This is a genomic window from Sphingobium sp. EP60837, from assembly GCF_001658005.1.
In the GTDB taxonomy this organism is placed as follows: domain Bacteria; phylum Pseudomonadota; class Alphaproteobacteria; order Sphingomonadales; family Sphingomonadaceae; genus Sphingobium; species Sphingobium tyrosinilyticum.
Genome location: NZ_CP015987.1, coordinates 521854 through 545000, shown reverse-complemented (window position 1 = coordinate 545000; position 23147 = coordinate 521854). Strand labels below are relative to the sequence as shown.

The following is a 23147-nucleotide window of genomic DNA, read 5'->3' as shown; positions in this document are numbered from 1 at the left end:
GAGTAACGGAGGCGCGCGATGGTGGGCTCAGGACGGTTGGAAACCGTCTGTTAGAGTGCAATGGCATAAGCCCGCCTGACTGCGAGACTGACAAGTCGAGCAGAGACGAAAGTCGGTCATAGTGATCCGGTGGTCCCTCGTGGAAGGGCCATCGCTCAACGGATAAAAGGTACGCCGGGGATAACAGGCTGATGATTCCCAAGAGCTCATATCGACGGAATCGTTTGGCACCTCGATGTCGGCTCATCACATCCTGGGGCTGGAGCAGGTCCCAAGGGTTTGGCTGTTCGCCAATTAAAGTGGTACGTGAGCTGGGTTCAGAACGTCGCGAGACAGTTTGGTCCCTATCTGCCGTGGGCGTCGAAATTTGAGAGGAGTTGACCCTAGTACGAGAGGACCGGGTTGAACATACCTCTGGTGTACCTGTCGTCCTGCCAAGGGCGCAGCAGGGTAGCTATGTATGGACGGGATAACCGCTGAAAGCATCTAAGCGGGAAGCCTCCCTCAAGATAAGATTTCTTCGAGCGGTCGTAGACCACGACCTTGATAGGCCGGATGTAGAAGTGTGGTAACATATGGAGCTAACCGGTCCTAATTGCTCTGATCGCGCTTAAGTGGTTCAGATGAACCATAGAGTCCCACCATCAATGACAGTGCTGGCAACAGCAAAGATCAGCGATGTGGTGATCCACTCAAGCCAGATACTCAAATACCAATTGCTTGGTGACGCGTTTCTCAAGTGAAACGCTCATATGTGCACGGCACCGATTAAAACCCAAAGCGCAAGCTTCATTGCTTGGTGACCATAGCGTCTGTGACCCACCCGATCCCATCCCGAACTCGGCCGTGAAACCAGTCTGCGCCGATGGTACTGTGGCTCAAGCCCCGGAAGAGTAGGGCGTCGCCAGGCATTGAAGCTTGCGCTTTGGATAAAACCCATTCACATCTCACAAAAGGGCGGCCCATAAAGCCGCCCTTTTGCGCCTCCAGCCCACGCAACGGCAGGAGCAAATATCGGTGACGCGGGATGGAGCAGCCCGGTAGCTCGTCAGGCTCATAACCTGAAGGTCGTAGGTTCAAATCCTACTCCCGCAACCAACAATAACTGCGATGGATCATCACAGGTCGCAACGCGCTTCAAGCCCGCCTTCCCGGCGGGCTTTTTGCTGTCTACCGCAATTGACAGGATACCGGCCAGCTCGCAGGGAAGCCGGGAACGTCGATCTTCAACTCGCAATCCTGGGGCCAGATCTCCTTTGCGCTCTTGCCCGACTCGATTGCCTCGCGTTCGGCCGTCGGTATTTCGCTGCTTGCGCGCTGGCACCAGCGAGGCATCGACAATCTGACCGGACGTCGGGATGTAGCCCTTCTTCTGGAGTTGCGAACCGAAGGCCTTCATCACCCGCTTGAGTGTCCCGGTCTCAGTCAAACGGTTGCGGAAATGCCGGATTGTATTCTCGTCTGGCGTCCGGTCCCCGAGGGACAGCCCAAGAAACCGCAGCCAACTCAGGCCATCCCGGATCATGAACTCCATCTGCGCATCCGGCAGGTTGTGCTGCGCCTGCAGGCTCAGCGCCTTGAACATCAACACCGGATTGAACGGAGGTCGTCCGCCCTTGGCGCCGTCGCTGTAGCCCAGCCCTTCAACCAGCCACCCGCGGAAATACTCGAAGTGTACAGTTTGCTGCAGAACCTCAAGCGGGTCGCCGTCCTTGCTCAAGACTTCAAGATGGCCGCTCAAACTGAACAGGGACTTGGGATCCACCACGGCGCTCCATGATCGTTCCCGATCAATGAATCACCATAGCCGCCGAAACGCCATCGGTTTTTGCGGGTCTCCAGCTGACGGAGCTGGGGCAACTTCATGGTTACGGAGAGTCCTCTCACATCGTCTGGTTGTCGAATATTTTCGTGGCCGACCTGCGGGCGCGCGGCGAAAGGTTCGAATTACCGAGAGACCCGATCAAGGACGCCGCCTCCGCCGATCTGCTGACCGGGGGGTCAGAATATTGGCCCAACTTCAAGTGACCGCTCCCGGCACAAAAATGGCCCGGCTATCTAGAGGGCAGCCGGGCCAGGAGAGGTCTCATCAGCCTGAGGGCCCTGAGCCTCTGGGTCGCGGGAAGCCACCTATCAACGCTGCTCTTCAATGTCATACCCCGATCAGGGTAGCTGAGGGCCGAAAATGTGAAATGTTGAAACAGTCATCATTCACAGGCGAAGCATCTCACCAAGCATCGAGACGAGTTCCACCTCTCGGCTCACCCCCACTTTCGCGAATGTCGATTTTAGCTGGGCCTTGACGGTCTGGACACTGCTCTTGCGAGCGGCGGCAATATCGTCGCGAGTTGTGCCTCGGGCGAGCGCCAGGGCTATGTCCGCTTCGGCGACGGACAAACCAAACACTGCGCGTAATATCGTCGGAGCCGCCTCGTGCCATCGGCGGCCGGAGCGTACGACAACAAGCAGATCAGAGGCAAAATTGAAGCGCCAGGGCTGTGCCGGGAGCCGACAGATATCGACAACCATCGGCATCTGCTTGCCGTCGCCGCGAACTATCAGTGTCTCGATCCCCAGGGGCTGAAGATGGCGCCGCGCGAGAGCCTGCAGCAAAGCAATCTCGTCTCGCCGATGGGGAAGGCCGATCCTCCCGTCCACGGCTCGGAAGCGGCCCGACGAGAGCAGCGCTTCAGCCTCGTGAGTTTTAGCCTTTACGTCCCCCGTCTCATAACAAATGAAGATGGGCAGGCCGACAAGGACCAGAGCTCCCTTCAGCACGGCGGTACCGCGGTCTTCCAGCGCAATCTGGATTTTCACGGCACTGCGTACATGCGGCGCTATCGCGGCGAATAGCGCCCGTATATCAGCATCCGTCTTGCCGTCTTTACGGCTGCGATGCACAGAGAGGCCGATGAACCGATCGCGCCCTGCCATCAACTTGGTCTGACACCCGTCGCTGATGTTATATGCATCGCTCATTTCGCGATAGAGATCGAAACCCGGTCCACGGCCAACAGCGTGATAATCGGCTTCGCTTCGAATGACGAAGGTAGGATCGGCCAGTGACGCGCGCACTCGCACATTGATGTTGGGATCGCCACGCTCTTGTTCAACAAAACGCGCAATCTGATCTTGCTCCAGATCATTGATCCAATTGAAGGGAACCTCGCCAGGGACAAAGCCAACCAGCTGGCCATGGGAACTGCCAGTCATCTCTGCCATGGCCCGCAAAGCGCTGAGCCACTCATTCCCATCAATGGCCGCCATGGCGAACTGCTCGCCGAGTGCCAATATTTTTTCGTCCACCCTGTTATCCTGCCCAGCGACCCGGACCAGAACATCAACTTGTTGTTAGCCACTGCGCCACTTTGAAGTCGCGACTGGCTTGTCGGGACTAGGGGAGGCTGCGGGGAAACACAACATATTCGACTGGCATATACCCCCATCGGGGGATGCGGGGAAAGGCTTGGATTGATTAGGTCCCTCAACAACGATCAACAGGGGGATTTCATGATCGGCCGAATTTCCAAGCGTTCGCCTATGCGTGTTGGGCTGGGTATCGGCGTCAGCGTGCTGGCTCTCGGCGCAAGCAGCGTCTTCGCGCAGCAGTTTTCCAGCACTTGTCCTGATGGCAACGCAGGACCGCTCTGCATTATCAGCAACACGGGCTCAACGGGGCCAATCAACGGAACGCTCGGTACCGCGATCGTTGTAACCAATAAGGGCACGATATCAGGCGACCCGCCCATCACAGCGGGCCAAGCAGTCGTGCTTTCGGTCAACAATGCAAGCGGTGGCTTGATCGGCGGAGGCGCGAATGCCATCATCTCGCCTGCGCGCACCGGCATCCCGCTGCTCAGCTTCAACGTGACCAATGCCGGGACGATCAACGGGAATGTTTCCTATGTTGAGCCCACCCCGTCCGCGCCGCAAAATCCTTTGGCTAGCGCACTCTATTACTACATCTCCGACGGGGGCATACTGAACGGCAACGTTCAGCTCGGCACCGGATTCAGCACCGCCAATTTCATCCAGCGCGGCGCGGATGACGGGGTGACAGGAACGCTCGCCGCTGGCGGCGGGATCGACATTTACACCCGCAGCTACAACCAGACGCAAACGCTCGAGCTTGGCGTACGACCACTGCCGGCTACCTTCGAGGTTGAGGGTTTTGAAGTCCGTGGCGGCGCGACGACGCTGACCCTCACCGGCCAGGGAACGACGATCAACCTGATGGGCGACGGCAATGTCGTGAACAATGGCACGATCGACCTTCTCAACACCGCAGGGTTATATCCCCAAGGTGTGACTGTGGTCCCCGCTGCGATCGGCTATTATCAGCAGCGCTTTGCGACCTTCCAGCGAGAGTTCGTTCCCGCGGGTACCGTCCCGCTCTATACACCCACCTATGGCGAGGCTCTGACCAGCTTCATCAATGAAGGAACGGTCAACGGCGACATCCGCATTGCAACTGCCTCCTTCGTTAACAATGACGAGATCAACCTGGCCACCGGCGGCATCGGCTCTCTCATCACCACGTCGGCCGGCGATGACTTTGTCTTCAGGAACGGCGGAACGATCGAAATGTCGTTCAACGGCCTGCGGTCACCAACAACTAACATTGAACGCGAGTTTGATGATGGCGTGAACGCTGCGGTTCGCATCCGGCAAGCGCTGGAGACGACTACAATATCCGGCGTAACGATCGAGAATAGCGGTAGCATCGTGGGCGGACTGGCTGCCAACGTCGCGGCAAATGCCTTCTCCTTCACCAACAGCGGCTTGATCGCCGGCTTTGATGCCAATGGATATTTCCAGCGCGGACTAACGCTGAAGGTTGGCGAACTCGACCTCGTCCTGCCCAATGCCAATGACGAGTTCAATGCCGATACCGCCACATTCATCAACGCCGCCGATGGTGAAATTCGTGATGGCTTCTACGCTGGCGCTGCAACTCAGAACATGCAGTTTGAAAATCACGGGTTGATCGCTGCCTCCGCTCGCGAAGGGGGCACGGCGCTCGTCATCGAGACTGGCCTTCTGCAAGATGATGGTCCGGACGATGTCGATGTGATCGACATTCCTGCCCAAAGCTTCGCGTTCACGAACAGCGGGACGATCGCTGGTGCTGCCGAGGTGAATGTCGCAAATCGCCTCGCGACCTTCACCAATAGCGGGACTCTGACGCGGACCGAGCTGTCCATCAACCAGGGCAACCCGCCGATATATGGTGGCATTGCCGCGTTCGACGTGGAATCGGAAACGGACGAAAGCCAATCCATCACCTTCACCAACAGCGGCAGCATCATCGGGCAAGACCGTGGCGGCTCAGCTCTGGTGCTGGAAGTCGAAGCTGGCGACGGCGACGAGCCGGGCATCCCGACGGCGGACGCTACCATTAGCGTGGTCAACAGCGGCACGATCAAGGCGACCGGCGGCGCAACCGTGACGCCGGGTCAGTTGATCGGCTTGGGCCAGGGCACTGCTTATGTGTCGCAGATCGCAGCGCTGGGCGTGGACGTGGAGAGCTCTGGGGCTGGCCTCGTCAATATTCAAAACCTTGAGGGCGGTATGATCCAGGCCGCCGGCGGGCTCACCGCTGTCGTAGCCGGTTCGCCTCCCGGGTCTACTCAGCCAGTGTGGGTATACAGCCCGATCGCCAACACGGAAGCTGCCCACACGGTTGCGCTGGCGGTGGCGGCCAAGACGGTGAATATCGTCAACAGCGGCACCATTCAGGGTGGCGCTGGAACCAATTACTTCCCCAACACGCCCATCATCGATAACGCGATCGGCCAGCCTAACGGCTATCTGGCGGGAGCAATTCACACCAGCGGCGATCAGCTCGACGACGATAGCGGCTTCCTGCCTCCACGGATCATGTGACGAACACTGCGACCGGCGTCATCATCGGATCGATCGATCTCAATGCGGGCGACGATCGCATCGACAATGCCGGCCAGATCAGCGGCGACATCTACATGCGCGAGGGCAATGACGCTGTCGTCAATGCAGGCATCATCACCGGAACGGTCCGGATGGGAGACGGCGACGATAGCTTCACCCACCTGCTCGCTTCGGCGGTGCTGAACGGCACGGTTAACGGCGGCGCGGGTGAGGACACGCTCGCCTTCGACATCACCGGCACGACCTACACCGGCTCAATCGATCCGGCGGTGCAACAGCTGTTCGCAAACTTCGAGATCGAGAAGATCGTCGGCACCGGCCAGGTCGTCGTCCAGCAAACGGTCGATGTCTCGAGCGGCGGTGAGCTAAATCTCACCCAAGGCTCCAGCATCGTCGTTGCCCCAGGTGAAACAGCGATCAACGGCGGCGCGGAGAGCGTCAGCGTGTCCAATAGCGGCGAAGTGGTCGGCAACGTCGATCTGGGCGGCGGGGACAATGTGTTGACCAACACAGCGGGCGGCTCGATCACCGGAAACATCGTTACCGGCAATGGTGCGAATATGATCAGCAACCAGGGCGGAACCATCACCGGAAACGTCCTAGCTGGAAGTGGCACCGACAGCCTGGTCAATAGCGGCACCATCTCCGGCAATGTGGATCTTGGCGCGGGCGCCGACATGCTGACGATCGGTACTGGCGCCAGCTTTGGCGGCGCGGTGACCGCTGGTGGCGGCACTGACGTTCTGGCGTTCAATACCGGCAGCACCTATGCTGAGCAGACGACGATCGACGGTTCCAGCTTCACCGGCTTTGAGCAGGTCAACAATAGCGCAGGCGTCAACAGCTTCACCGGTCATCTTAGCGTCGAGGAAGTCAATGTCGCGGGTGGTCGCCTGATCGGCCAAGCCGGATCAACCCTGACCGGATCGGTAGATGTCTCCAGCGGTGGCACCTTCGGTACGGCAGGTACGGTCAGCGGCAATGTCACCATCGGCACGGGCGGCACCCTCTCGCCTGGGGCATCGCCCGGCATCATGACGATCAATGGCAATCTGACGATCGCTAATGGAACGACCACGACATTCGAGTTCGTGCCACTCGGCCAGAGCGACCAGATCGTGGTCAACGGCGGTTCGGTGACGATCGGCGACAACACGACCGTCAACCTAACCGGTTCGCTCACCCCCGGTGCGTCGCGGGATCTGATCGTCGTCAATGGTGGTGGCGCCATCACCGGCGAGTTCGACATCGTCAATCGTGATCCCGGCATCGTTGGTGTGCTGCGCAACAATGGTGCGACGTTGCAATTGCTCGGCACCTTCGTCACGCCCACCGGGACCACCACGCAGACGGATGCCGCGATCGGCTATGTCAACGACCTCCTGATCGCTGGCACTGCCAGCACAGCGTTGGTCAATGCCGTTCCCACGCTGCTGAGTGGCAGCACCGCGAACGCCTCGGCATTCGGGCAACTGACGCCGGAAGCCTATGCCAGTGCATCGCAGCTTGGCGTCGAACAGGGGCTGGCGATAGCGATGGCCGGGCGGACGGGTCTTGCGGTCACAACGCGGGAAACGGCCGGACTCTTCAGCTTCGCGCAGGGTCTGGGTGACTGGCGCACGCTGAAAGGGCGTGGAGCGGTGGGCACAGCCACAGCAAAGAGCCACAGCTACGGTGGCTTGGGCGGCCTAGGTTTTGGCACGGCAAGCGGATCTGTCGCAGCATTCGTCGGCTATATCGACAGTCGTCAAACCCTCATCGGCAAGGGAGCGCGAACAAACTCCGACGGGCTGATCGCGGGCCTTTCCGGGCACTTCATGAGCGGCGGTTTCGATGGAACGGTGACGGTCGCCTATGACTGGAGCGAGGCTGACACGCGGCGCAGCGTGCCCGGCGCAACCGCATTGTCTGGCGGCTACCGGCTGAGCAACCTGGTGCTGGATGGGACCATCGGCTACAGCTTCCCTATGGGCGCGTGGGCGATCCGACCTGAAGTTGGCGTAACGCATGTCTCCACCCGCCGCGGGAACACGAGCGAGACAGGCAGCGCTGCCTTTGCCCTGACCGTCGATGGAGCCAAGACCAACGCGACCTTCATCGACGGCGGCGTCAAGCTGAAAGGGGCCTTTGGCGAGGGCACCGTCTTCCATCCCTGGGCATTGCTTGGTGTACGTCACCAGATCGAAGGCGAACGGTCCGCCGCGCGCGCAGGCTTTGTCAGCAACACAGAGCGGTTCACAGTGCTTGGGGCTGGCCGCAAGGAAACGATGGCCACGGTCGGAGCGGGCGCCAGCTATGATCTGGCGGCCCGCCTCAGCCTCTATGGCGCATATCAGGGTGAATTTGGCGGCGGCCGTAGCCACAATGTCAATGTGGGGATCCGGTTCGCATTCTGATGAACGGCGCCGATAAGCCCTCTTAACCTATGAAACGGGCTGCCGGTCAGATGATCGGCAGCCCGTTTCATTTTGTTTGCTCGACCTCAGAGGACACGGCTGATGAACCGACGGGAAGGCTCGTGGCCCCGCGTTGATCTAGCTTTCGGCAACCTGCCTGTGTGCGCCATAATGGCTGGAGATACCATCATGACAGCCACCACCAAACCATTGCCGCCGTTTAGGGGAGAGTTTACAGCAGGTGTTGACTGGCGGCTTTGAGGAAAGGCGCTCTTCAAAAGGACCAAAGTGCACTATCTGCGTTTACTGGCGAGAATGAAGCGTGAGGGTGGAGGATGGATCAAACGATAATTCTGACCGTGGTCGGCAGTGACCGGCCGGGCCTTACTCAGGCGATCGCCGATGCGGTATTCGCCGCGGGCGGCAATTGGCTGGAAAGCCATCTTTCGCGGCTTGGCGGAAAATATGTCGGATCTGTGTTGGTCGAACTGCCCGAAGAACGGCTTGAAGAGCTTGAGCAAGCGGCTCGCAAAATCGATGCATTTGGTATCAAGGTTGATATCATCGCATCCGCCAAAATAGACGAGCGCAGTGGCGAGCCCTTGACGATAGAAATCGTCGGCCAGGATCGCCCCGGGATTGTCCGTGAGGTGACCACGGTCCTCGCCGGGCTCGACATCAACATCGAAGACTTTGTCACTGCTGTCGAAGGCGGCGCTTGGTCGGGTGTGCCGTTGTTCCGGGCAAGAGCGAAATTGCTGATCCCCGCTCCTCTCTCTACCGATAAGGTGCGCCAGGCACTGGAAGAGATATCGGGAGAGGTGATGGTCGATTTCGACATCGAACCCGCGTCGAACTGACGTCTGGGGCTGTTATCGCCCCCCTCGACCCAGTTGCCCACCTGCTGTTTCTGTGTGCAAACGCGCCTAGATATCCAGCGCGAGCAATTCGGCGCGTTCGGCGCCATGTCGGGCGATCAGTTTCATAGGCCGCCCCCGGATCCACAACCGTTCGACCGTGATGTCGGTCCAGCCTTGTGGAAGCGATACCCGTCGGCAGGGCCAGCTACTGGGGTCTCCCTCAGTCATGCGAAGCCCCGTCATGCCGAAGAGCAGACCGGTCAGCATGGCGCCGATATTGGCCATGAATGGGCCTGCCGGCGTTTCTGAATCCGGATGATCGGCTCGATATTCGAGGCACTGGAAAAATCGCCCGAAATGGTAATCGCCATAGCCTTCATCGAACAGCGTCAGGGCGAGGTCCCGATCTCCCGACATCGCCGCCCAGGTCGGATAGAAAGCCGGAAGCATGGGCGAGCCGATATAATCGCGCCAACGTGCCAGGAAGAAAGTAAGCGTAGCCGCGCGTTGCCTTTCCGTCATGGGATAGTCCAGCGGGAACAGGCCGGCGAGTGGCGAGGGCGTAGCGCCCTTGGGCTCGTTGACATGGAAGCCCTCGTGGGTGGGTATCACGTCATCGCTTCGCTCCGGAAGATAGAGAGACTGCTTTAAATCGCGCCAGGACGCGGGGGTGTCCCAGCCGTAATGCTCGCCGAGCCTTATTCCGCGGTCGAGCAGGTCGTGTGCGGCCATCAGTGTGAAAGCATCATTGTCCGGCGGTTCTTCCACCTCAGCCGGGCCCGTCGCCGCTTTGAGTTCGGCGCCGCGGTCTGTGAGGATCAACCGACCCTCGAGCCATCGGATCACGCCGCATATGGCAGGCCATCCGAACTCCTGCAGGAACCTCTTGTCACCCGTTGCGGCGGCGTGCAGCGCGAAGGCGCGCGCGACGTGTAGCGAGATATGCGCTTCATAGGCTGCGCCCGGGCCATCGCCCGGCGTCGCTTCTTCCCCGGATAACGGCGCGGCCTGCCAGGGAAAGCGCATCCCCACATACCCGTCCTGCTGGGCATAGCGTCGGGCTACGTCGAGATGCCTGGCGCGAAAATCAACCAGGCTGTGAGCAGCCGAGGGCTGCAGAAGCAATAGTGGTGGAACACAGAAGGCATCGATGTCCCACATTACATGGCCATAATAATAATGATAATTGTGCCAGTGAGCGAGGCCGAACATGGAAGTTGCGGCCGGTGAGCCGATATGCGCCGAACAGTTCATGTAGAAAAATCCCGCGTCGATAACCCGCTGATGGCGATCGTCGGCGCCGTTCACCACGATCCGGGCCTGCCACAGATCTTCCCATATGGCGCGGTTCCGCTGGCGCAGCGCGTCAAAGCCGAGCTTCGTGCCACGCGCCAGGCGGCGGACCGCCTCTTCATCCGGCCGCCCATGGACGATAGATGGAACAAGCGCGGCCATCTGGAGCAAACGTACCGGACGTTCCGCCCTCAGCGGGACGTGATGTTCAGTCGTCAGCGGGCCGTGACGGTCGGCGGGTCGCAGGTGGCGGACGGGGTCCGCGCCATTGCATTCACTGTGAATGGCTATGCCACAGCTGCCGAGACGGCCCTCCGTGACCCATAGCAGAGAGCCGTCGGCGGTGCTGTCCTCCTGCGCGCCCAGCACCCTTCGTCGTTCGATGGCGCCTCGAACATCTCGCGCATCGACCGATGCGCGCAGCTTGAGCGCGCAATCGGCGCTAGACCGCACGACTAGCTCCTGGAGAACAAGAGAGGGCTCGCTTCGACTGGCAAAGGTCGCGATCTCCACATGCAGCGTGATCTCCTGCGCCGTGAAATCGAAGCTGCTCGTCAGTTCTGCTGTTCCAAAATCATAACGCTGCTGCAGGTTCGTCACGGCCCAAGGCTGTTCAGACAGCCATGCCTCGTCGATCCCAATGTCTCCGGCAAGCGGATAAGGAATGGCGACCGCAGCTTCGATCCGCTTTTTAGGATGGAGGCCGACGGTTCCGTTGACGATGGCTGACCCGGAAAGAAGCGGCACTTCACGCACCCTCAGGCCGACCAGACCATTGCCGACATAGGCTGGCAGTGAACCATGCCGTGCGCCGTGTTCGATGTTCGGACTTAATGGCCCAGTACCCATTCCGTATCCGCTCCGCTGGTTTACGCGGACCAAGCGGTCGGCTGTTCATTAGTTCCCGCGAGCGTCCAGATTACCCTTTGCTCGGTTCCGTGCCGACCCATCGTCGCTCAGCTGCCGATATTTCCATCCCAAGTGCGGAATGAGCATGGCGTCACTCCAATCGGCGGCGGCTCCAGATCGCCGATGAGACAGAGTAGGCCGTTCGCACCTGATTACATAGATGATTGCAGAAACGTTATCATATCTGTTGCCAGCGTCTTTCAACGCCCTCGCCGCACAACTTTGCGATTAGCTCCAGCTATCTGATCTGGCCCATTCTTGATCCGTATCAATGTTAACGGGCGATGCCGGAGTCCGTTTAGGTGACGGGCCAATGAAAATCTGAAACAAGGAACAATTAAACATCAAATCCACAAGAAATATCTTATTGAAGACAGGTGGGAACTTTCAATTATCATCGTCGTTTCCGACACAGCCTCCCTGTCAGGGAGAGAAAAAGGGATTAACAGATGAATTCGAAAAATTTTGGGCATTCCGCTCGTCGGAATGCTATGTCTTCGCGCGCACTTTTGGGTGCCACCGGCCTTGCAGGTTCGCTGGGAATTTTGATGCTGGCCCTGCCTAGCGCTGCGGTGGCGCAGAATGAATGCGGCGCGCTGCCTGCGGCAGGCGGTCTGGTTTCCTGTCCTGCGTCCGGCAACCCCTATCCCGCCGGCATCACCTATCTTCCCACGGCCGGCTTGACGGTTGTCCTGCCCGCGGGCGCTTCCATCCAGACAGCCACAGCCGCAACACCTGGCATTCAGATTGTGGGCGCGGGTGATCTGGCAATCGACGGGAGCGGCGCATCCGTCGCGACCAGTGGCGCGCTTTCCAATGGCGTGACGGTTTCCAGCCTGGGCGGTTCGGCAGAAGTTGGGTTGGCGTCCGTCTCCACGACCGGTGCGGGTTCGACAGCGGTCTCCGCACTTTCGGACACCGGTACTGCCAGCGTGATAACGACCGGCAACGTCACCTCCACCGGTCGCGGCGGAGCAGGCATTTCGGCAGTGTCGGGCACGGGCGACGCATTCGTCACCGCAAACAATGTCAGCACCGTCGCTGCGCTGCCCGCGGACACGGCGACGAGCCGCAGCGCCATTCTAGCGCAGGGCGCCAACGCGACGGTGATTTCCACCGGCACGGTGACGACGGCAGGTCGTGCATCCTTGGGCGGAGTCGCCGATGCCATCTCCGTCACGGGGACGGCGGGCGATGCCAGTGCAGTCGTAAATAATGTCGCGGCCAGCGGCGATACTTCGCGCGCGGTTGCGGTGACGGCCAGCAACAACGCCAGCGCCACGGTGAATGGCCTGGTTTCGGCTTCCGGCCTCGGCGCTGACGCCGTGGCGGTCACGGGCGGAAATCGGGCGACGGTCACTGTGGGCCCGAATGGTCGCCTGTCGGCGGCTGACGGCAACCTCATCACGCTAACGTCGGTCAATGGTAGCACCCTGTCCAATTCCGGCACGATCGGTTCCAATCCCAACGGTTTGGCGGTCCAGGCGCTCGGCGGGCCGGCAACGATCAACAACAGCGGCTCCTTGTCCAGCGACATTGTTTTGACTGCGGGCAACGACACGGTGAATAATAGCGGCGCGTTCGTCGTTGGCCCCAACCCCGATTTTGGGGCGGGCACTGACGCCTTCGTGAACACTGGCTTGGTCAGCCTTGGCACGGGCGCAACGGTGGCGGGTGCACCGACATTCGCGGGTCTGGAGAGCTTTTCCAACGCAGGCCTGGTCGATTTGCGCAACGGCGTAGTGGGCGACAGCCTCACGCTTCCGGGCACCTTCTCGGGGACGGGTGCAAGCCAGTTGGGTGTCGATGTAAGTGCTGGCGGCAGCGATCGTCTGATCCTGGGTGGCGCTGCTACGGGGACTACCACGGTTCTGCTTAACGCGCCCTCCCTGACCGCACCCATCTTTACGTCGGGCGCCGTCATCGTTCAGGCTGGTGCTCCATCCGCCGCATCGGCTTTTCAGTTCAACGGGGGCTTCCAGAATGCTGGCCTCGTTCGATATGAAGTCGCCTATGACCCGGCGACCCTGTCTTACAGTGTCACGGGTGGACCAAGCGACGCAGCCTTCCGCACGCTCAATTATGTGGATGGCGCCCGCAGCCTGTGGATGAAGTCCGCGGACGTGGTCACAGCGCAACTGCGGTCGCGCCGGGATTCACTATGGGCCCATGGCGATGCCGCGACCTCCGGCAAGTTCTGGCTCCAGATGCACGGTTCGGTCGAAGATCGTAGCGGCCGCCGGACAGTGTCCAGCTTTGGTCAGAGCCGGGTCATCAACACCGGCTATAAGCAGGATTATTACGGCGGACAGGCCGGCTTCGACTTCGGCGGTGGCGTTGGTGAAAAGGGCGGCTTTGCCCTGGGTGTGACGGGCGGTTACATCAATTCCTCGCAGAACTTTGCCGGTTCGCCAGACAGGATCAACTTCAACGCGGTCAATGCCGGCGTCTATGGCAGCTTCACCTCGGGCAATATCTTTGCGAACGTCCTGGGCAAATATGATCACTATTGGGCCAATGCCAGCAGCCCGACCGGCGGCTTCAGGCAGAAGTTCAATGGCTCCGTCTATGGCGTCCGCGGGGAAGTCGGCCTGCGGTTCGGCAGCGACTCCTTCTTTATCGAGCCTGCCGCAAGCCTGTCCTACACGCGGTCGAATCTCGACAGCTTCTCGGTCCTTGGCACTACTGCGGACTTCAACGAGGATGATGGCCTTCGAGGCCGCGTGGGTGGGCGTGTCGGCGGACAGGTCCACATTGGGGACACGGCCGTTCTGGCACCCTATATAGGGGCTAACTATGTCCACGAATTCAAGGGACGGGACGAAGTGAGCTTCAGCAACGGCGTGCAGACGGTGGCGTTCACCAATGACCGCATGAGGGATTATGGTGAAGCTGTCCTGGGCGTCACCATTGGCCAGACGAGCGGCATTTCTGGCTTCCTAGAGGCCAATTATGCGCGCACTTTCAGCAACGGCAGCGGCTCCAACAGCCTTGAAGGTGCTGGCGGGCGGGCCGGATTGCGCATCCGCTTCTGAATGCACGGCTGCCGCGGTCGATCAGGCCGCGGCACTTGTCATTGGAAGCTGCTTTTGATTGGCCCTGTGCAGCGCGCTGATGAGGGCCGCCAGTTGCTCCTCCGACGCATATTGCCGTTCATCGATCGCCAGAATGACGGCGCTCTTTCGTTCCTCGCCGCTTCGTCGACCGCAACGATGAGGCCTGCCAGGTCCGCGTAAAGATCGCGCCATCGGCAAGCCCCGGCGCCGGCTCGAAATCAGCGCCACCTCCAGATCATCATATTTGCCCATAGAATGCTCGGGCGCGCGGATCTGCCATGCGGATGCGATCGAGCGTAACCGCGTTTCTAATATCGCTCGATCTCGATAGTTAGAGGCCAGCTCCCTTCTGAACCCCATGTCTCTAGGGCTCAGTCCCGCGCAATCCGAACAATGATCTCTGTGGACCTTTCTGTCAGACGGGTCGTTAGGTTGGCTCCACTGGCAGGAGCAGACCATGAGAACTGAAAGCACGATCAGTACCCTGAACAGCCTCGTCAAGACCACGCTGGATAGCATGAAGGGGTTTAAGGACGCTGCCGAAGACGCAGAGAACACGCAGTTTTCCGCGCTGTTTTCGCAGTTCGCTCGTGAACGCAGCGAAGTTGCGAGCGCCCTCCAATCGGAAGTCCGACGGTTAGGTGGCAATCCCGAGGACGACAGCAGCTTCTTGGCCGCCGCTCATCGCACATTCATGGATTTGAAGAAGGCCTTTACCGGAAGCGACGACAAGGCAGTCATTCAGGAAGTCGAGCGCGGTGAGGACTATATCAAGGCCAAGTATGAAACTGCACTTCGAGACGCTGATCTTGACCCTTCCGCTCGCGACGCTGTCGAAAAGGCGTATCAGTCGGTGAAAGCTGGGCATGATCGCGCGAGTGCTTTGAAGCACAGTATTGATTAATGGGTTCGGGCCGCGCGATTATAGCGGCCCGCTCATTCCGCGGGAGGGGTTGCCAGCATAAGCCTATCATCGTGTAACTCCAGTGAGATGGGCTGTTGAGCTTGCGCCCGGCAGTTATCGTAAGCGCTCAGCTGAGTGGGCGGTCAGTGTAGCCGTGATCATTAGGGGCTGCAGTACGTTCTAAAATGTATCCACGCTCCGCGTTAGAAATGGAAATGTGCAACGCTCACCACGCGCTTTATCGGTACCTAGAAGCCTGACATTACAATCGGTTAATGAAACTCTTTGAAGACATTAGTCGTTGGTTCTGTATGTCAAGTGATCTTGAGGTGAGCCAATGCGCACAGCAGCCTTCAACGGAGCCGGCACGGAGTTCCGATTAGCATATATCCCGCTATATCGGGATGACGAGGAAAACCATTGTGCAGGCTGCGGACGGCAGCATTGGATCATTGGCCGCATGACTGCGGAATGCGGTTTCTGCGGGACGGCGCTTCCACTCGAAAAATTCAGCACCTGGAGCGCATCGCCGCGCATTGAACGCTGCAACCACTATGCGGATGAGCTGCCGGACGATCTACGGCCAGTAGTTTGACCACAGAAGAAGGGTGATCATTTAACATCTGTGCCGGGAAGGTAGCCGCACAGTCGCGCCCCGCTCATGGAATTTGCGGTCGCACCGCTGATCCCTTCCGGACACAATAGGGAGCACCTGTTTCGCGCATAAAGTCGGCGAAACCCGATCACGCCCCTTCTACTTCAGTCCTCGAAAGCCGCCGTGGTTCGATGCTCACCGCAGAGGAAGGCGTCGGCCACCAGCCGCAGCGGGGCGATATCGACATCGATGGCCTTGTTCTCGATCAGCCTGACGAAGCGCCGATACATGGCCGGATATTCCTCGTCCGGCGCTTTTACCTGCACTTCGCCGTCCAGCCGCAGCATGTTGCCGCCTTCGGATAGAAGCAGGCTGCCGCCATCCGTCTCGATCGCGATGTCCCAGGTCTGCGGCCCCGTTTGCCGCCAATCAAACACTGCCTCAATCGGGGCTCCCGAAGCGGCGACCATCTTCAATTCGGCACCGATCGGAGCCTGCTTATTTGCGGGCACTTCCAGGTTGGCCGAAAGAAGGGCGATGGGCTCGCTCACGATCTCGGTCAGGATGGACAGGGCGTTGATGCCGGGGTCGAACACGCCGAACCCGCCCGCTTCCCAAATCCAGGGCTGGCCAGGGTGCCAGTGCCGCACATCCTCACGCCACTGGATCGAAACATGTTTGGGGGAGCGGGACGCCAGCCAGCTCTTGGCCAACCCCACGGCGGCGGCATAGCGGCTGTGCCAGCTGGCGTAGAGCGTCACGCCTTGCCGCTCGGCAATGTCAATCAGCGCTTCCACCTCGGACACGGTCGCGCCCGGCGGCTTTTCCAAAAAGACATGCTTGCCCGCCAGCAACGCCTGCCTCGCCGCCTCGTAGCGAACTTGCGGCGGCTGGCATAGGATGACGGCGTCCAGATCAGGCTCCCCGGCCAGCATATCGGTCAGCGCGCCGTAATTGTTCAGCCCTTCGCCCTGCGCGTTGCGGCTGGCGACCGCGACAAGCTCTATGCCGTTGGTCTTGCGGATCGCGGGCAGGTGCTGATCGCGCGCGATTTTGCCCAGGCCCACGAGGCCCGCCTTGATCGTCCCTGTCATAGCGCGCGCACCTTCATCATCCAGCGATCTCCCATTTGCCTTCGACCCGTCGGCTAAGCTCCCAGGGACAGGCCCCCTGGCCTTTATACTCATACAAATAGCAATTCAACCCGAACCAAGGGCATGGCCAACTGCCTCGCGCCATCCGGCAAGAAGGCGACCCCGTTCTGCGCGGGGCAGGGCAGGGCTGAACCGCCGATCGGTTGCCAGGTGCGATACGGCGTCGGGCAAGGCCGTCCATACGCCTGTGCGCGCACCCGCAAGAAATGCCGCGCCCAGGGCCGTCGTCTCGATATTGGCGGGCCTGACGATGTCCAGGTCGAGTATGTCGGCAAGGAATTGGCAAAGCCAGTCATTGGCCACCATGCCGCCGTCCACTTTCAGTTCGCCAGGCCGAACGCCGCTGTCGAGCGCCATGGCGCTCAGCAGGTCGGCGCTTTGATAGGCGACGCATTCCAGCGCCGCCCGGACGATATGCTCAGGGCCGGTCGCGAAAGTCATGCCCGTCAACATGGCCCGCGCAGACGGATTCCAGTGGGGCGCGCCCAGGCCGACAAAGGCGGGCACCAGATAGACGCCGCCGTTGTCGGTGAGCGATCGGGCCATCGCTTCCGTCTCGGCTGCGGAGGCGACGAGGTGGAGCTTGTCCCTCGTCCATTTGATCCCTGCGCCCGCGACGAAGAAAGCGCCTTCAATGGCGTAGCTTGCAACGCCCCCGGAATAGCAAGCCACTGTGGAAAGCATGCGGTGCCTTGACCGGCAGATATCACCGCCCGAATTCAACATCGCGAACCCGCCGGTTCCCAAGGTGATCTTCGCGTCGCTGCGTTCGAGGCAGCCCTGGCCGATGAGCGCGCCTTGCTGATCCCCGACCATCCCCGCGATCGGCAGGGACAGGCCCAGTATATCCTTGTCGGATAGGCCGAACAGGGCGTCAGTTTCGCGGACTTCCGGCAATATCTGCATCGGAATGCCGAACATGCGGCACAGGTCCGGGCACCATGCCATCTTGGCGATGTCGAACAGCAAGGTTCGGCTGGCGTTGGTCGCATCGGTGGCATGCACCTTGCCGCCGGTCAGGCGCCATAAGAGGAAGCAGTCGATGGTGCCAAAGGCCAGCCGACCTTCCTCCGCCTGTTTGCGTGCGGAAGGGATCGTATCGAGCAACCAGGCGAGCTTGCTGGCGGTGAAATAGGAATCGAGCAACAGGCCGGTGCGGTTGGTGACCTCCTGCTCCAGCCCCTCATCAATGAAGCGGCGGCAAAGGTCCGCGCCGCGCCGATCCTGCCAGACGATCGCCGGATGGATCGGCTTGCAGCTCTCCCGGTCCCACAGGACACAGGTTTCACGCTGGTTGGCGATGCCGATTGCGGTGATGTCGAGGGCCAGGCCCTTCGCTTTTTCCAAGGCTTCGCATGCAGTCGCCACGACGTCGCGCCAGATCGCTTCGGGATCATGTTCGACCCATCCGTCCGCCGGATAATATTGTTTCAGCTCGATCTGCGCGGCGCAGCGCACCTTGGCCATTTCGTCGATCAGCAGCGAGCGGGTGGATGTCGTCCCCTGATCGATCGCGAGCACCGCCTTCATGCTTCTTCTCCCAGCTTATCTTTCATCCAGGCGGCGAGCCCTTCCGCCTCTTCGGCCGTAAAGCGCAAGCCGAGTTTCGTGCGGCGCCAGAGAATGTCCTCGGCCGTTGCCGCCCATTCGCGCGCCATCAGATGATCGACCTCGCGCTCCGTCAGGCCATGGCCGAAATGCCGCCCGCAATCCTCGACTGCCTGCGCATCGCTCAGGATATCGAAGCTCTTGGTGCCATAGCAACGGATCAGGCGTTCGCTCCATGCCTCACCCAGAAAGGGGTAGCGTTCCCGCAGCCGTGCGATCAGGCCAGCAGCGCCGTCCATGGGGAAGTCGCCGCCAGGAAGCGGTTCGCTGTCGGTCCAGCCGGTGAGCGGAACGTCCGGCAGCCGCTGCGACAGCAAGGCCAGCGCATTTTCCGCAAGGTGGCGATAGGTGGTCAGCTTGCCGCCGAAAATGCTGAGGAGCGTCGGGCCAGCGGCAGGATCGGAAAGCTCCAGCCGATACCCCCGTGTCGATGCTTCCGGCCGGCCTGATCCGTCGTCGATGAGCGGGCGGACCCCGGCAAAGCTCCATCGCACGTCTGAAGGAGCGATTTGGCGGCCGAAATAACGGTTTGCGCCGTCGCACAGATAGGCAATCTCCGCCGGGTCAGGCTCGACCTGCAGGGGCGGCCCGTCATGATCGGCATCGGTGGTGCCGATCAGGGTGAAGTCTCTCTCATAAGGGATCGCGAAGAAGATGCGGCCGTCGGGCAGCTGGAAAAAATAGGAAAAGTCATGATCGAACAGGCGCGGGACCACGATGTGAGAGCCGCGCACCAATCGCGTCCGCACATAGCTTTCCGAATGGGCGAGGCGCAATATGTCCAGCACTGAGGGGCCGGCTGCGTTGACGATGGCCCTGGCGCGAAAGATGCGGCCCCCATGGGTCGTCACGCGCCAGATCTCACCATCGCGCTCCAGCGCCGTGGCGGGCGTGTGCGGCAGGACCAGCGCGCCGCGATCCGCCGCGTCGCGCAGGTTCAGCAGCACCAGGCGCGCGTCATCGACCCAGCAATCGGAATAGGCAAAGCCGGTGCGGAAACCGGGTTTGAGCGGCCCACCCGCCTCATGACGGCGCAGATCGAGCGTTCGGGTGGCGGGCAGGCGTTTGCGGCCGCCGATATGGTCATAGAGGAACAGGCCCAGCCTCAGCAGCCATCGTGGCCGCAGCCCGTCCTGATGGGGAAGGACGAAGCGCATCGGACGGACGATATGAGGTGCAATGGCCCAAAGCCTTTCCCGCTCGGCAAGGGATTCACGCACCAGCCCGAATTCGAAATGTTCCAAATAGCGCAGCCCGCCATGGATCAATTTGGTCGAGGCTGATGACGTTCCGCGCGCGATGTCGCCTGCCTCCAGCACGATAACGCGCAACCCCCGGCCAGCCCCGTCGCGGGCTATGCCCGCGCCGTTGATCCCTCCTCCGATGACCAGCAGATCGCAGTCCGCTTCGTCCAGCATGCCAGGTCCTGCACATTCAAAGGCGCTTCGATCGGACTATCGAACGCGAAACCTATTTTCGCAATCGAACAGTTTCTTTCGGATGATTCGTTTTGTGTGTGAGACCACGGCTTTATGGTCCCGTCCGGCCGGCCGATCAGATGAACAAGGGAAGATCATGACGACGCTTAAGGATATTCTCGCGCCCACTTACATGCAGATGCTGGGCGCGCTGTCGGCTTGGCTCGGCAAGATCGACGAGGAGAAAGTGCAGGATGGCGGCGCGGCGCTGCTCACCGCGCGGCTCGCGTCGGACATGTTCCCGCTCTCAACCCAGATCCGCTTCGCCTGCGTCCAAGCGCAAGAGGGCATGTTCCGGTTGCGGCAAGAAGTTTTCCCGCCGTCGATCGAGGAGTTGCTGGAGGAGGGACGCAACGCGGCGGAGCGCCCAGGCTCGATCGCCGACGCGCTGGCCAGGATCGACTCCACCATCGGCATCGTCAAGGCGGCCGCTGCAGACGCTCCAGACCTGGACCCGGCGACGCCGATCGCCCACAGGCTGCCGCAGGGCATGGTGTTCGACCTCACCGCGGAGCAATATGTCCGCGACTGGGCGCTGCCGCAATTCTACTTCCATGTGATGACTGCCTACGCGATCCTTCGCGCCCAGGGCGTCGATCTGGGAAAAGCGGACTATGTCGCGCACATGTTCGCTTATTTGCGGCCTGGCGGTTAGCCGAACAGATAGCTGCCCGTGCGATAGTCGGCACGGCATGACCGCCGCGCGCATCCGTCAATCAATTGTGTCGGATGTTCTTCGGTCAATCGTCAATGCAGGGCGGTGGATGGTCGCATGACCGCCATCGCTCTTGCATAATAGCGGACTGCATTTTCCCGATGGAGGTAGATGGTATCGGCGCTATCCCCATTGCATAGGGCTTCGCGCGCCTTGTGAGCTTCCTGCTTGGATTGCTGCAACAGATAGTCAGCGTCTTTGGACGTTCTCACTACTGCCCTCTCCTATGAGTCGTTGGACAGCCAAACTAAGGGCGCTCGGCAGCGTGAGGAATAACCTTTGTTAGAATCCCTTCAGAGCCGGCCAATCAATTTAGAGCTATGTCGAACGATGTAGGGTCCGGGCGGGCGCGCGGCTTATTCCCCCGATGTTAACCCGTGTGTTAGAGGGGTGGCGACCATCATGCTAATCTGTACCTGGTTCAGGGAGGTAGGCGGGGCAGGGGCTCACCACCTACCCGTGGGCTCCTGCCCTAACCCCATGGTTGCAGGGGAGGGGCGGACGATGTTCAGATGGTTCTATATAAGTGCGAGCCGTCTGGTCGATGACGAGGCCGACGAGGTGGTGTGCGATATCGTCAACGTGTCGGTCGCCCGCAACCGCGCGCTTGGCGTTACCGGAGCGCTCCTGTTCACAGGCCGGAATTTCGCGCAATATCTGGAGGGTCCGCCCAGAGGGGTGGACCAGTTGCGGCAGAGCATCTGCCTGGACATGCGGCACGAGAATATCCGGACGATCGCCGAAGGAGAATATTCGCATCGACGATTTGTCACATGGTCCCTTGCTTATCTGCCTCCTCCACAACTTTTGTCATCAAGAGCCGAAGAGCTGTTGATCGCCGCCGAGCATGACGGCGAAGCAAATGTGGAGGCCCTGGCGCAGTTCCTGTGCGAAATGACGGTGAAGGGGCGGGGATGATGGGTAACTGACCCGCTAGAGCAGCCGGATCGGCGCAAGAGGGCGTGGCGCAGAAACGCGTCGGCGGCAGGTGCGTTAGCAATCCATGGAATTGCCGTTCAACGCGCCCCAGCCCTATATCCTCATACTGACCGGCGCAGGGTTGCTGATCGCCCTTGTCGCCTGGCTGCCGCTTGCTTTGAAGAAACTGCCGCTTTCGCTTCCGATCGTCTGCATCCTGATCGGGGCGGCCATCTTCTGCATACCCGAAATAGGTTGGCGGCCGTCCCCGCTCAGTCATCCGGACGTCACCGAACGCTTCAGCGAATTTGTGGTGATCATCGCTCTCATGGGCGCGGGCCTGAAGCTGGATCGTCCGTTCCATTGGAAGCGCTGGGCGGTGACATGGCGGCTTCTGGCCGTCACGATGCCGCTGGGCATCCTAATCATCATGCTGCTGGCCGCCACGCTGCTGGGTCTGCCCTGGGCCATGGCTCTGTTGCTTGCCGCGAGCCTTGCGCCCACTGATCCCGTCCTTGCCGCAGACGTCCAGGTCGGACCGCCGCGCACCGGGGAAGAGGATGAAGTGCGCTTCGGGCTGACGTCTGAAGCGGGCCTCAACGATGGGCTGGCCTTTCCATTCGTCCAACTGGCCATTGCGCTTGCACTAGCGTCGGGTGGGAGCGAACCTTGGCTGGAGCGGTGGTTGGGAGTGAGCGTCCTGTGGGAAATCACGATCGGGATCATTGGCGGCTGGCTGGTCGGCAAACTGTTTGGCTGGCTGACATTTCGCGTGCCGGCCGAAACCAAGCTCGCCAAGACAGGGGACGGCCTTATCGCGATCGCCGCGACCTTTGTCTCATACGGCGTCATGGAGATCCTCAATTGCTACGGCTTTCTCGCTGTCTTCGTCACGGCGCTGACCTTGCGCGCGTCGCATCGCGATCATGAGTTCAATGTGCAGATGCACGACCTGACCGAGCAGGTCGAACGGCTGGCGATGATGGTCCTCTTGCTGCTGTTCGGCGGAGCCTTGGTAGGCGGTCTGCTTGCGCCGTTACGCGCGATGGACGTGCTGCTGGTCTTGCTCATCATTCTGGTCGTCCGTCCATTGACGGGAATGATCGCGCTGCTCGGTTTCAAGGCCGACTATTTCGAAAAGCTCACCATTGCCTTCTTCGGCATCCGCGGCGTGGGGTCCTTCTATTATCTGGCCTATGGCCTCAACCATATGGATGTCGGCGATCCAGAAAAGATGTGGGCGATCGTCGGCCTGGCCGCCCTCGTTTCAATCCTGCTCCACGGGCTGACTGTCACACCGGCGATGCGCTGGCTGGATCGGCGGCAAGGCCGGGACCCGGACGGGCAGTAGCAG

At 60.5% G+C, this 23147-nt stretch carries 15 protein-coding genes, 1 tRNA gene and 2 rRNA genes (1 of these 18 running past the window's edge); 11 read left to right on the top strand and 7 right to left on the bottom strand.

The window, feature by feature from the left end; genetic code table 11:
• The 3 genes from EP837_RS15460 to EP837_RS15450 all read left to right on the top strand — a co-directional run.
• Positions 1 to 614: ribosomal RNA gene (locus EP837_RS15460) — 23S ribosomal RNA — on the top strand; it begins 2181 nt to the left of the window's first position.
• 181 nt (positions 615 to 795) lie between these two features.
• A 5S ribosomal RNA gene (gene rrf, locus EP837_RS15455) occupies positions 796 to 910 on the top strand.
• A gap of 111 nt (positions 911 to 1021) precedes the next feature.
• Positions 1022 to 1098, top strand: a tRNA-Met gene (locus EP837_RS15450).
• On the opposite strand, the gene EP837_RS22085 is transcribed toward EP837_RS15450, so the two are convergent.
• The gene (locus tag EP837_RS22085) at positions 1055 to 1585 is read right to left on the bottom strand and encodes a transposase (RefSeq protein ID WP_197486412.1); all 531 of its coding nucleotides are present in this window, start codon (positions 1583 to 1585) and stop codon (positions 1055 to 1057) included. The two genes, EP837_RS15450 and EP837_RS22085, sit on opposite strands and share 44 nt — an antisense overlap.
• A gap of 626 nt (positions 1586 to 2211) precedes the next feature.
• On the bottom strand, positions 2212 to 3306 hold the full coding sequence (locus tag EP837_RS15440; protein ID WP_066530580.1) for a helix-turn-helix transcriptional regulator: 1095 nt from the start codon (positions 3304 to 3306) through the stop codon (positions 2212 to 2214).
• Positions 3307 to 3510: 204 nt separating this feature from the next.
• Here EP837_RS15440 and EP837_RS15435 point away from each other — a divergent pair, with 204 nt between their 5' ends.
• The 3 genes from EP837_RS15435 (at position 3511) to EP837_RS15425 (ending at position 9163) form a co-directional block, all read left to right on the top strand.
• The gene (locus EP837_RS15435; RefSeq protein ID WP_066530577.1) at positions 3511 to 5886 is read left to right on the top strand and encodes a hypothetical protein; all 2376 of its coding nucleotides are present in this window, start codon (positions 3511 to 3513) and stop codon (positions 5884 to 5886) included.
• Positions 5883 to 8303 (top strand): autotransporter outer membrane beta-barrel domain-containing protein, encoded by a 2421-nt coding sequence (locus EP837_RS15430; RefSeq protein WP_066530574.1) that lies wholly within the window; start codon positions 5883 to 5885, stop codon positions 8301 to 8303. Before EP837_RS15435 ends, EP837_RS15430 begins: the two co-directional genes overlap by 4 nt.
• Positions 8304 to 8638: 335 nt before the next feature.
• Positions 8639 to 9163 (top strand): glycine cleavage system protein R, encoded by a 525-nt coding sequence (locus EP837_RS15425; RefSeq protein WP_066530571.1) that lies wholly within the window; start codon positions 8639 to 8641, stop codon positions 9161 to 9163.
• Between the two features lie 66 nt (positions 9164 to 9229).
• Here the strand turns inward: EP837_RS15425 and EP837_RS15420 are convergent, their stop codons facing one another.
• Positions 9230 to 11305, bottom strand: a complete 2076-nt coding sequence (locus tag EP837_RS15420; protein ID WP_066530568.1) for a glycoside hydrolase family 65 protein — start codon at positions 11303 to 11305, stop codon at positions 9230 to 9232.
• A 608-nt stretch (positions 11306 to 11913) separates the two neighbouring features.
• Between EP837_RS15420 and EP837_RS15415 the strand changes: the two genes are divergently transcribed.
• Both EP837_RS15415 and EP837_RS15405 read left to right on the top strand, forming a co-directional pair.
• Complete coding sequence (locus EP837_RS15415; RefSeq protein WP_197486406.1) at positions 11914 to 14400, top strand: autotransporter domain-containing protein; 2487 nt, start codon at positions 11914 to 11916, stop codon at positions 14398 to 14400.
• Positions 14401 to 14878: 478 nt separating this feature from the next.
• Positions 14879 to 15325, top strand: coding sequence for a ferritin-like domain-containing protein (locus tag EP837_RS15405; protein WP_066530557.1), 447 nt, complete (start codon positions 14879 to 14881; stop codon positions 15323 to 15325).
• 759 nt (positions 15326 to 16084) lie between these two features.
• Here EP837_RS15405 and EP837_RS15395 read toward each other — a convergent pair.
• From EP837_RS15395 to EP837_RS15385, 3 genes are all read right to left on the bottom strand, one after another.
• Positions 16085 to 17014, bottom strand: coding sequence for a Gfo/Idh/MocA family protein (locus EP837_RS15395; RefSeq protein ID WP_066530551.1), 930 nt, complete (start codon positions 17012 to 17014; stop codon positions 16085 to 16087).
• Positions 17015 to 17119: 105 nt separating this feature from the next.
• Positions 17120 to 18604 carry a glycerol kinase GlpK gene (glpK, locus tag EP837_RS15390; RefSeq protein WP_066530549.1) on the bottom strand — a complete coding sequence of 495 codons (1485 nt, stop codon included), beginning with the start codon at positions 18602 to 18604 and terminating at the stop codon, positions 17120 to 17122.
• On the bottom strand, positions 18601 to 20100 hold the full coding sequence (locus EP837_RS15385) for a glycerol-3-phosphate dehydrogenase (RefSeq protein ID WP_066530546.1): 1500 nt from the start codon (positions 20098 to 20100) through the stop codon (positions 18601 to 18603). The genes glpK and EP837_RS15385 overlap by 4 nt, the downstream gene beginning before the upstream one ends.
• A gap of 157 nt (positions 20101 to 20257) precedes the next feature.
• On the opposite strand from EP837_RS15385, the gene EP837_RS15380 reads away from it, so the two are divergent.
• Positions 20258 to 20815, top strand: a complete 558-nt coding sequence (locus EP837_RS15380; protein ID WP_066530540.1) for a DUF1993 domain-containing protein — start codon at positions 20258 to 20260, stop codon at positions 20813 to 20815.
• A gap of 92 nt (positions 20816 to 20907) precedes the next feature.
• Here the strand turns inward: EP837_RS15380 and EP837_RS15375 are convergent, their stop codons facing one another.
• Positions 20908 to 21087 (bottom strand): hypothetical protein, encoded by a 180-nt coding sequence (locus tag EP837_RS15375; RefSeq protein WP_066530534.1) that lies wholly within the window; start codon positions 21085 to 21087, stop codon positions 20908 to 20910.
• A 292-nt stretch (positions 21088 to 21379) separates the two neighbouring features.
• Between EP837_RS15375 and EP837_RS15370 the strand changes: the two genes are divergently transcribed.
• Both EP837_RS15370 and EP837_RS15365 read left to right on the top strand, forming a co-directional pair.
• Positions 21380 to 21793, top strand: a complete 414-nt coding sequence (locus tag EP837_RS15370) for a BLUF domain-containing protein (protein WP_066530531.1) — start codon at positions 21380 to 21382, stop codon at positions 21791 to 21793.
• A gap of 85 nt (positions 21794 to 21878) precedes the next feature.
• Positions 21879 to 23144, top strand: coding sequence for a cation:proton antiporter (locus EP837_RS15365; protein ID WP_066530528.1), 1266 nt, complete (start codon positions 21879 to 21881; stop codon positions 23142 to 23144).
• Positions 23145 to 23147 lie beyond the last annotated feature (3 nt).

Excerpts from the sequence above, each read along its gene's own strand:
- EP837_RS22085 (WP_197486412.1), bottom strand. The coding sequence starts at position 1,585 with ATGTTCAAGGCGCTGAGCCTGCAGGCGCAGCACAACCTGCCGGATGCG.
- EP837_RS15435 (WP_066530577.1), top strand. The coding sequence starts at position 3,511 with ATGATCGGCCGAATTTCCAAGCGTTCGCCTATGCGTGTTGGGCTGGGT.
- EP837_RS15425 (WP_066530571.1), top strand. The coding sequence starts at position 8,639 with ATGGATCAAACGATAATTCTGACCGTGGTCGGCAGTGACCGGCCGGGC.
- EP837_RS15420 (WP_066530568.1), bottom strand. The coding sequence starts at position 11,305 with ATGGGTACTGGGCCATTAAGTCCGAACATCGAACACGGCGCACGGCAT.
- EP837_RS15415 (WP_197486406.1), top strand. The coding sequence starts at position 11,914 with ATGCTGGCCCTGCCTAGCGCTGCGGTGGCGCAGAATGAATGCGGCGCG.
- EP837_RS15405 (WP_066530557.1), top strand. The coding sequence starts at position 14,879 with ATGAGAACTGAAAGCACGATCAGTACCCTGAACAGCCTCGTCAAGACC.
- EP837_RS15395 (WP_066530551.1), bottom strand. The coding sequence starts at position 17,014 with ATGACAGGGACGATCAAGGCGGGCCTCGTGGGCCTGGGCAAAATCGCG.
- glpK (WP_066530549.1), bottom strand. The coding sequence starts at position 18,604 with ATGAAGGCGGTGCTCGCGATCGATCAGGGGACGACATCCACCCGCTCG.
- EP837_RS15385 (WP_066530546.1), bottom strand. The coding sequence starts at position 20,100 with ATGCTGGACGAAGCGGACTGCGATCTGCTGGTCATCGGAGGAGGGATC.
- EP837_RS15380 (WP_066530540.1), top strand. The coding sequence starts at position 20,258 with ATGACGACGCTTAAGGATATTCTCGCGCCCACTTACATGCAGATGCTG.
- EP837_RS15370 (WP_066530531.1), top strand. The coding sequence starts at position 21,380 with ATGTTCAGATGGTTCTATATAAGTGCGAGCCGTCTGGTCGATGACGAG.
- EP837_RS15365 (WP_066530528.1), top strand. The coding sequence starts at position 21,879 with ATGGAATTGCCGTTCAACGCGCCCCAGCCCTATATCCTCATACTGACC.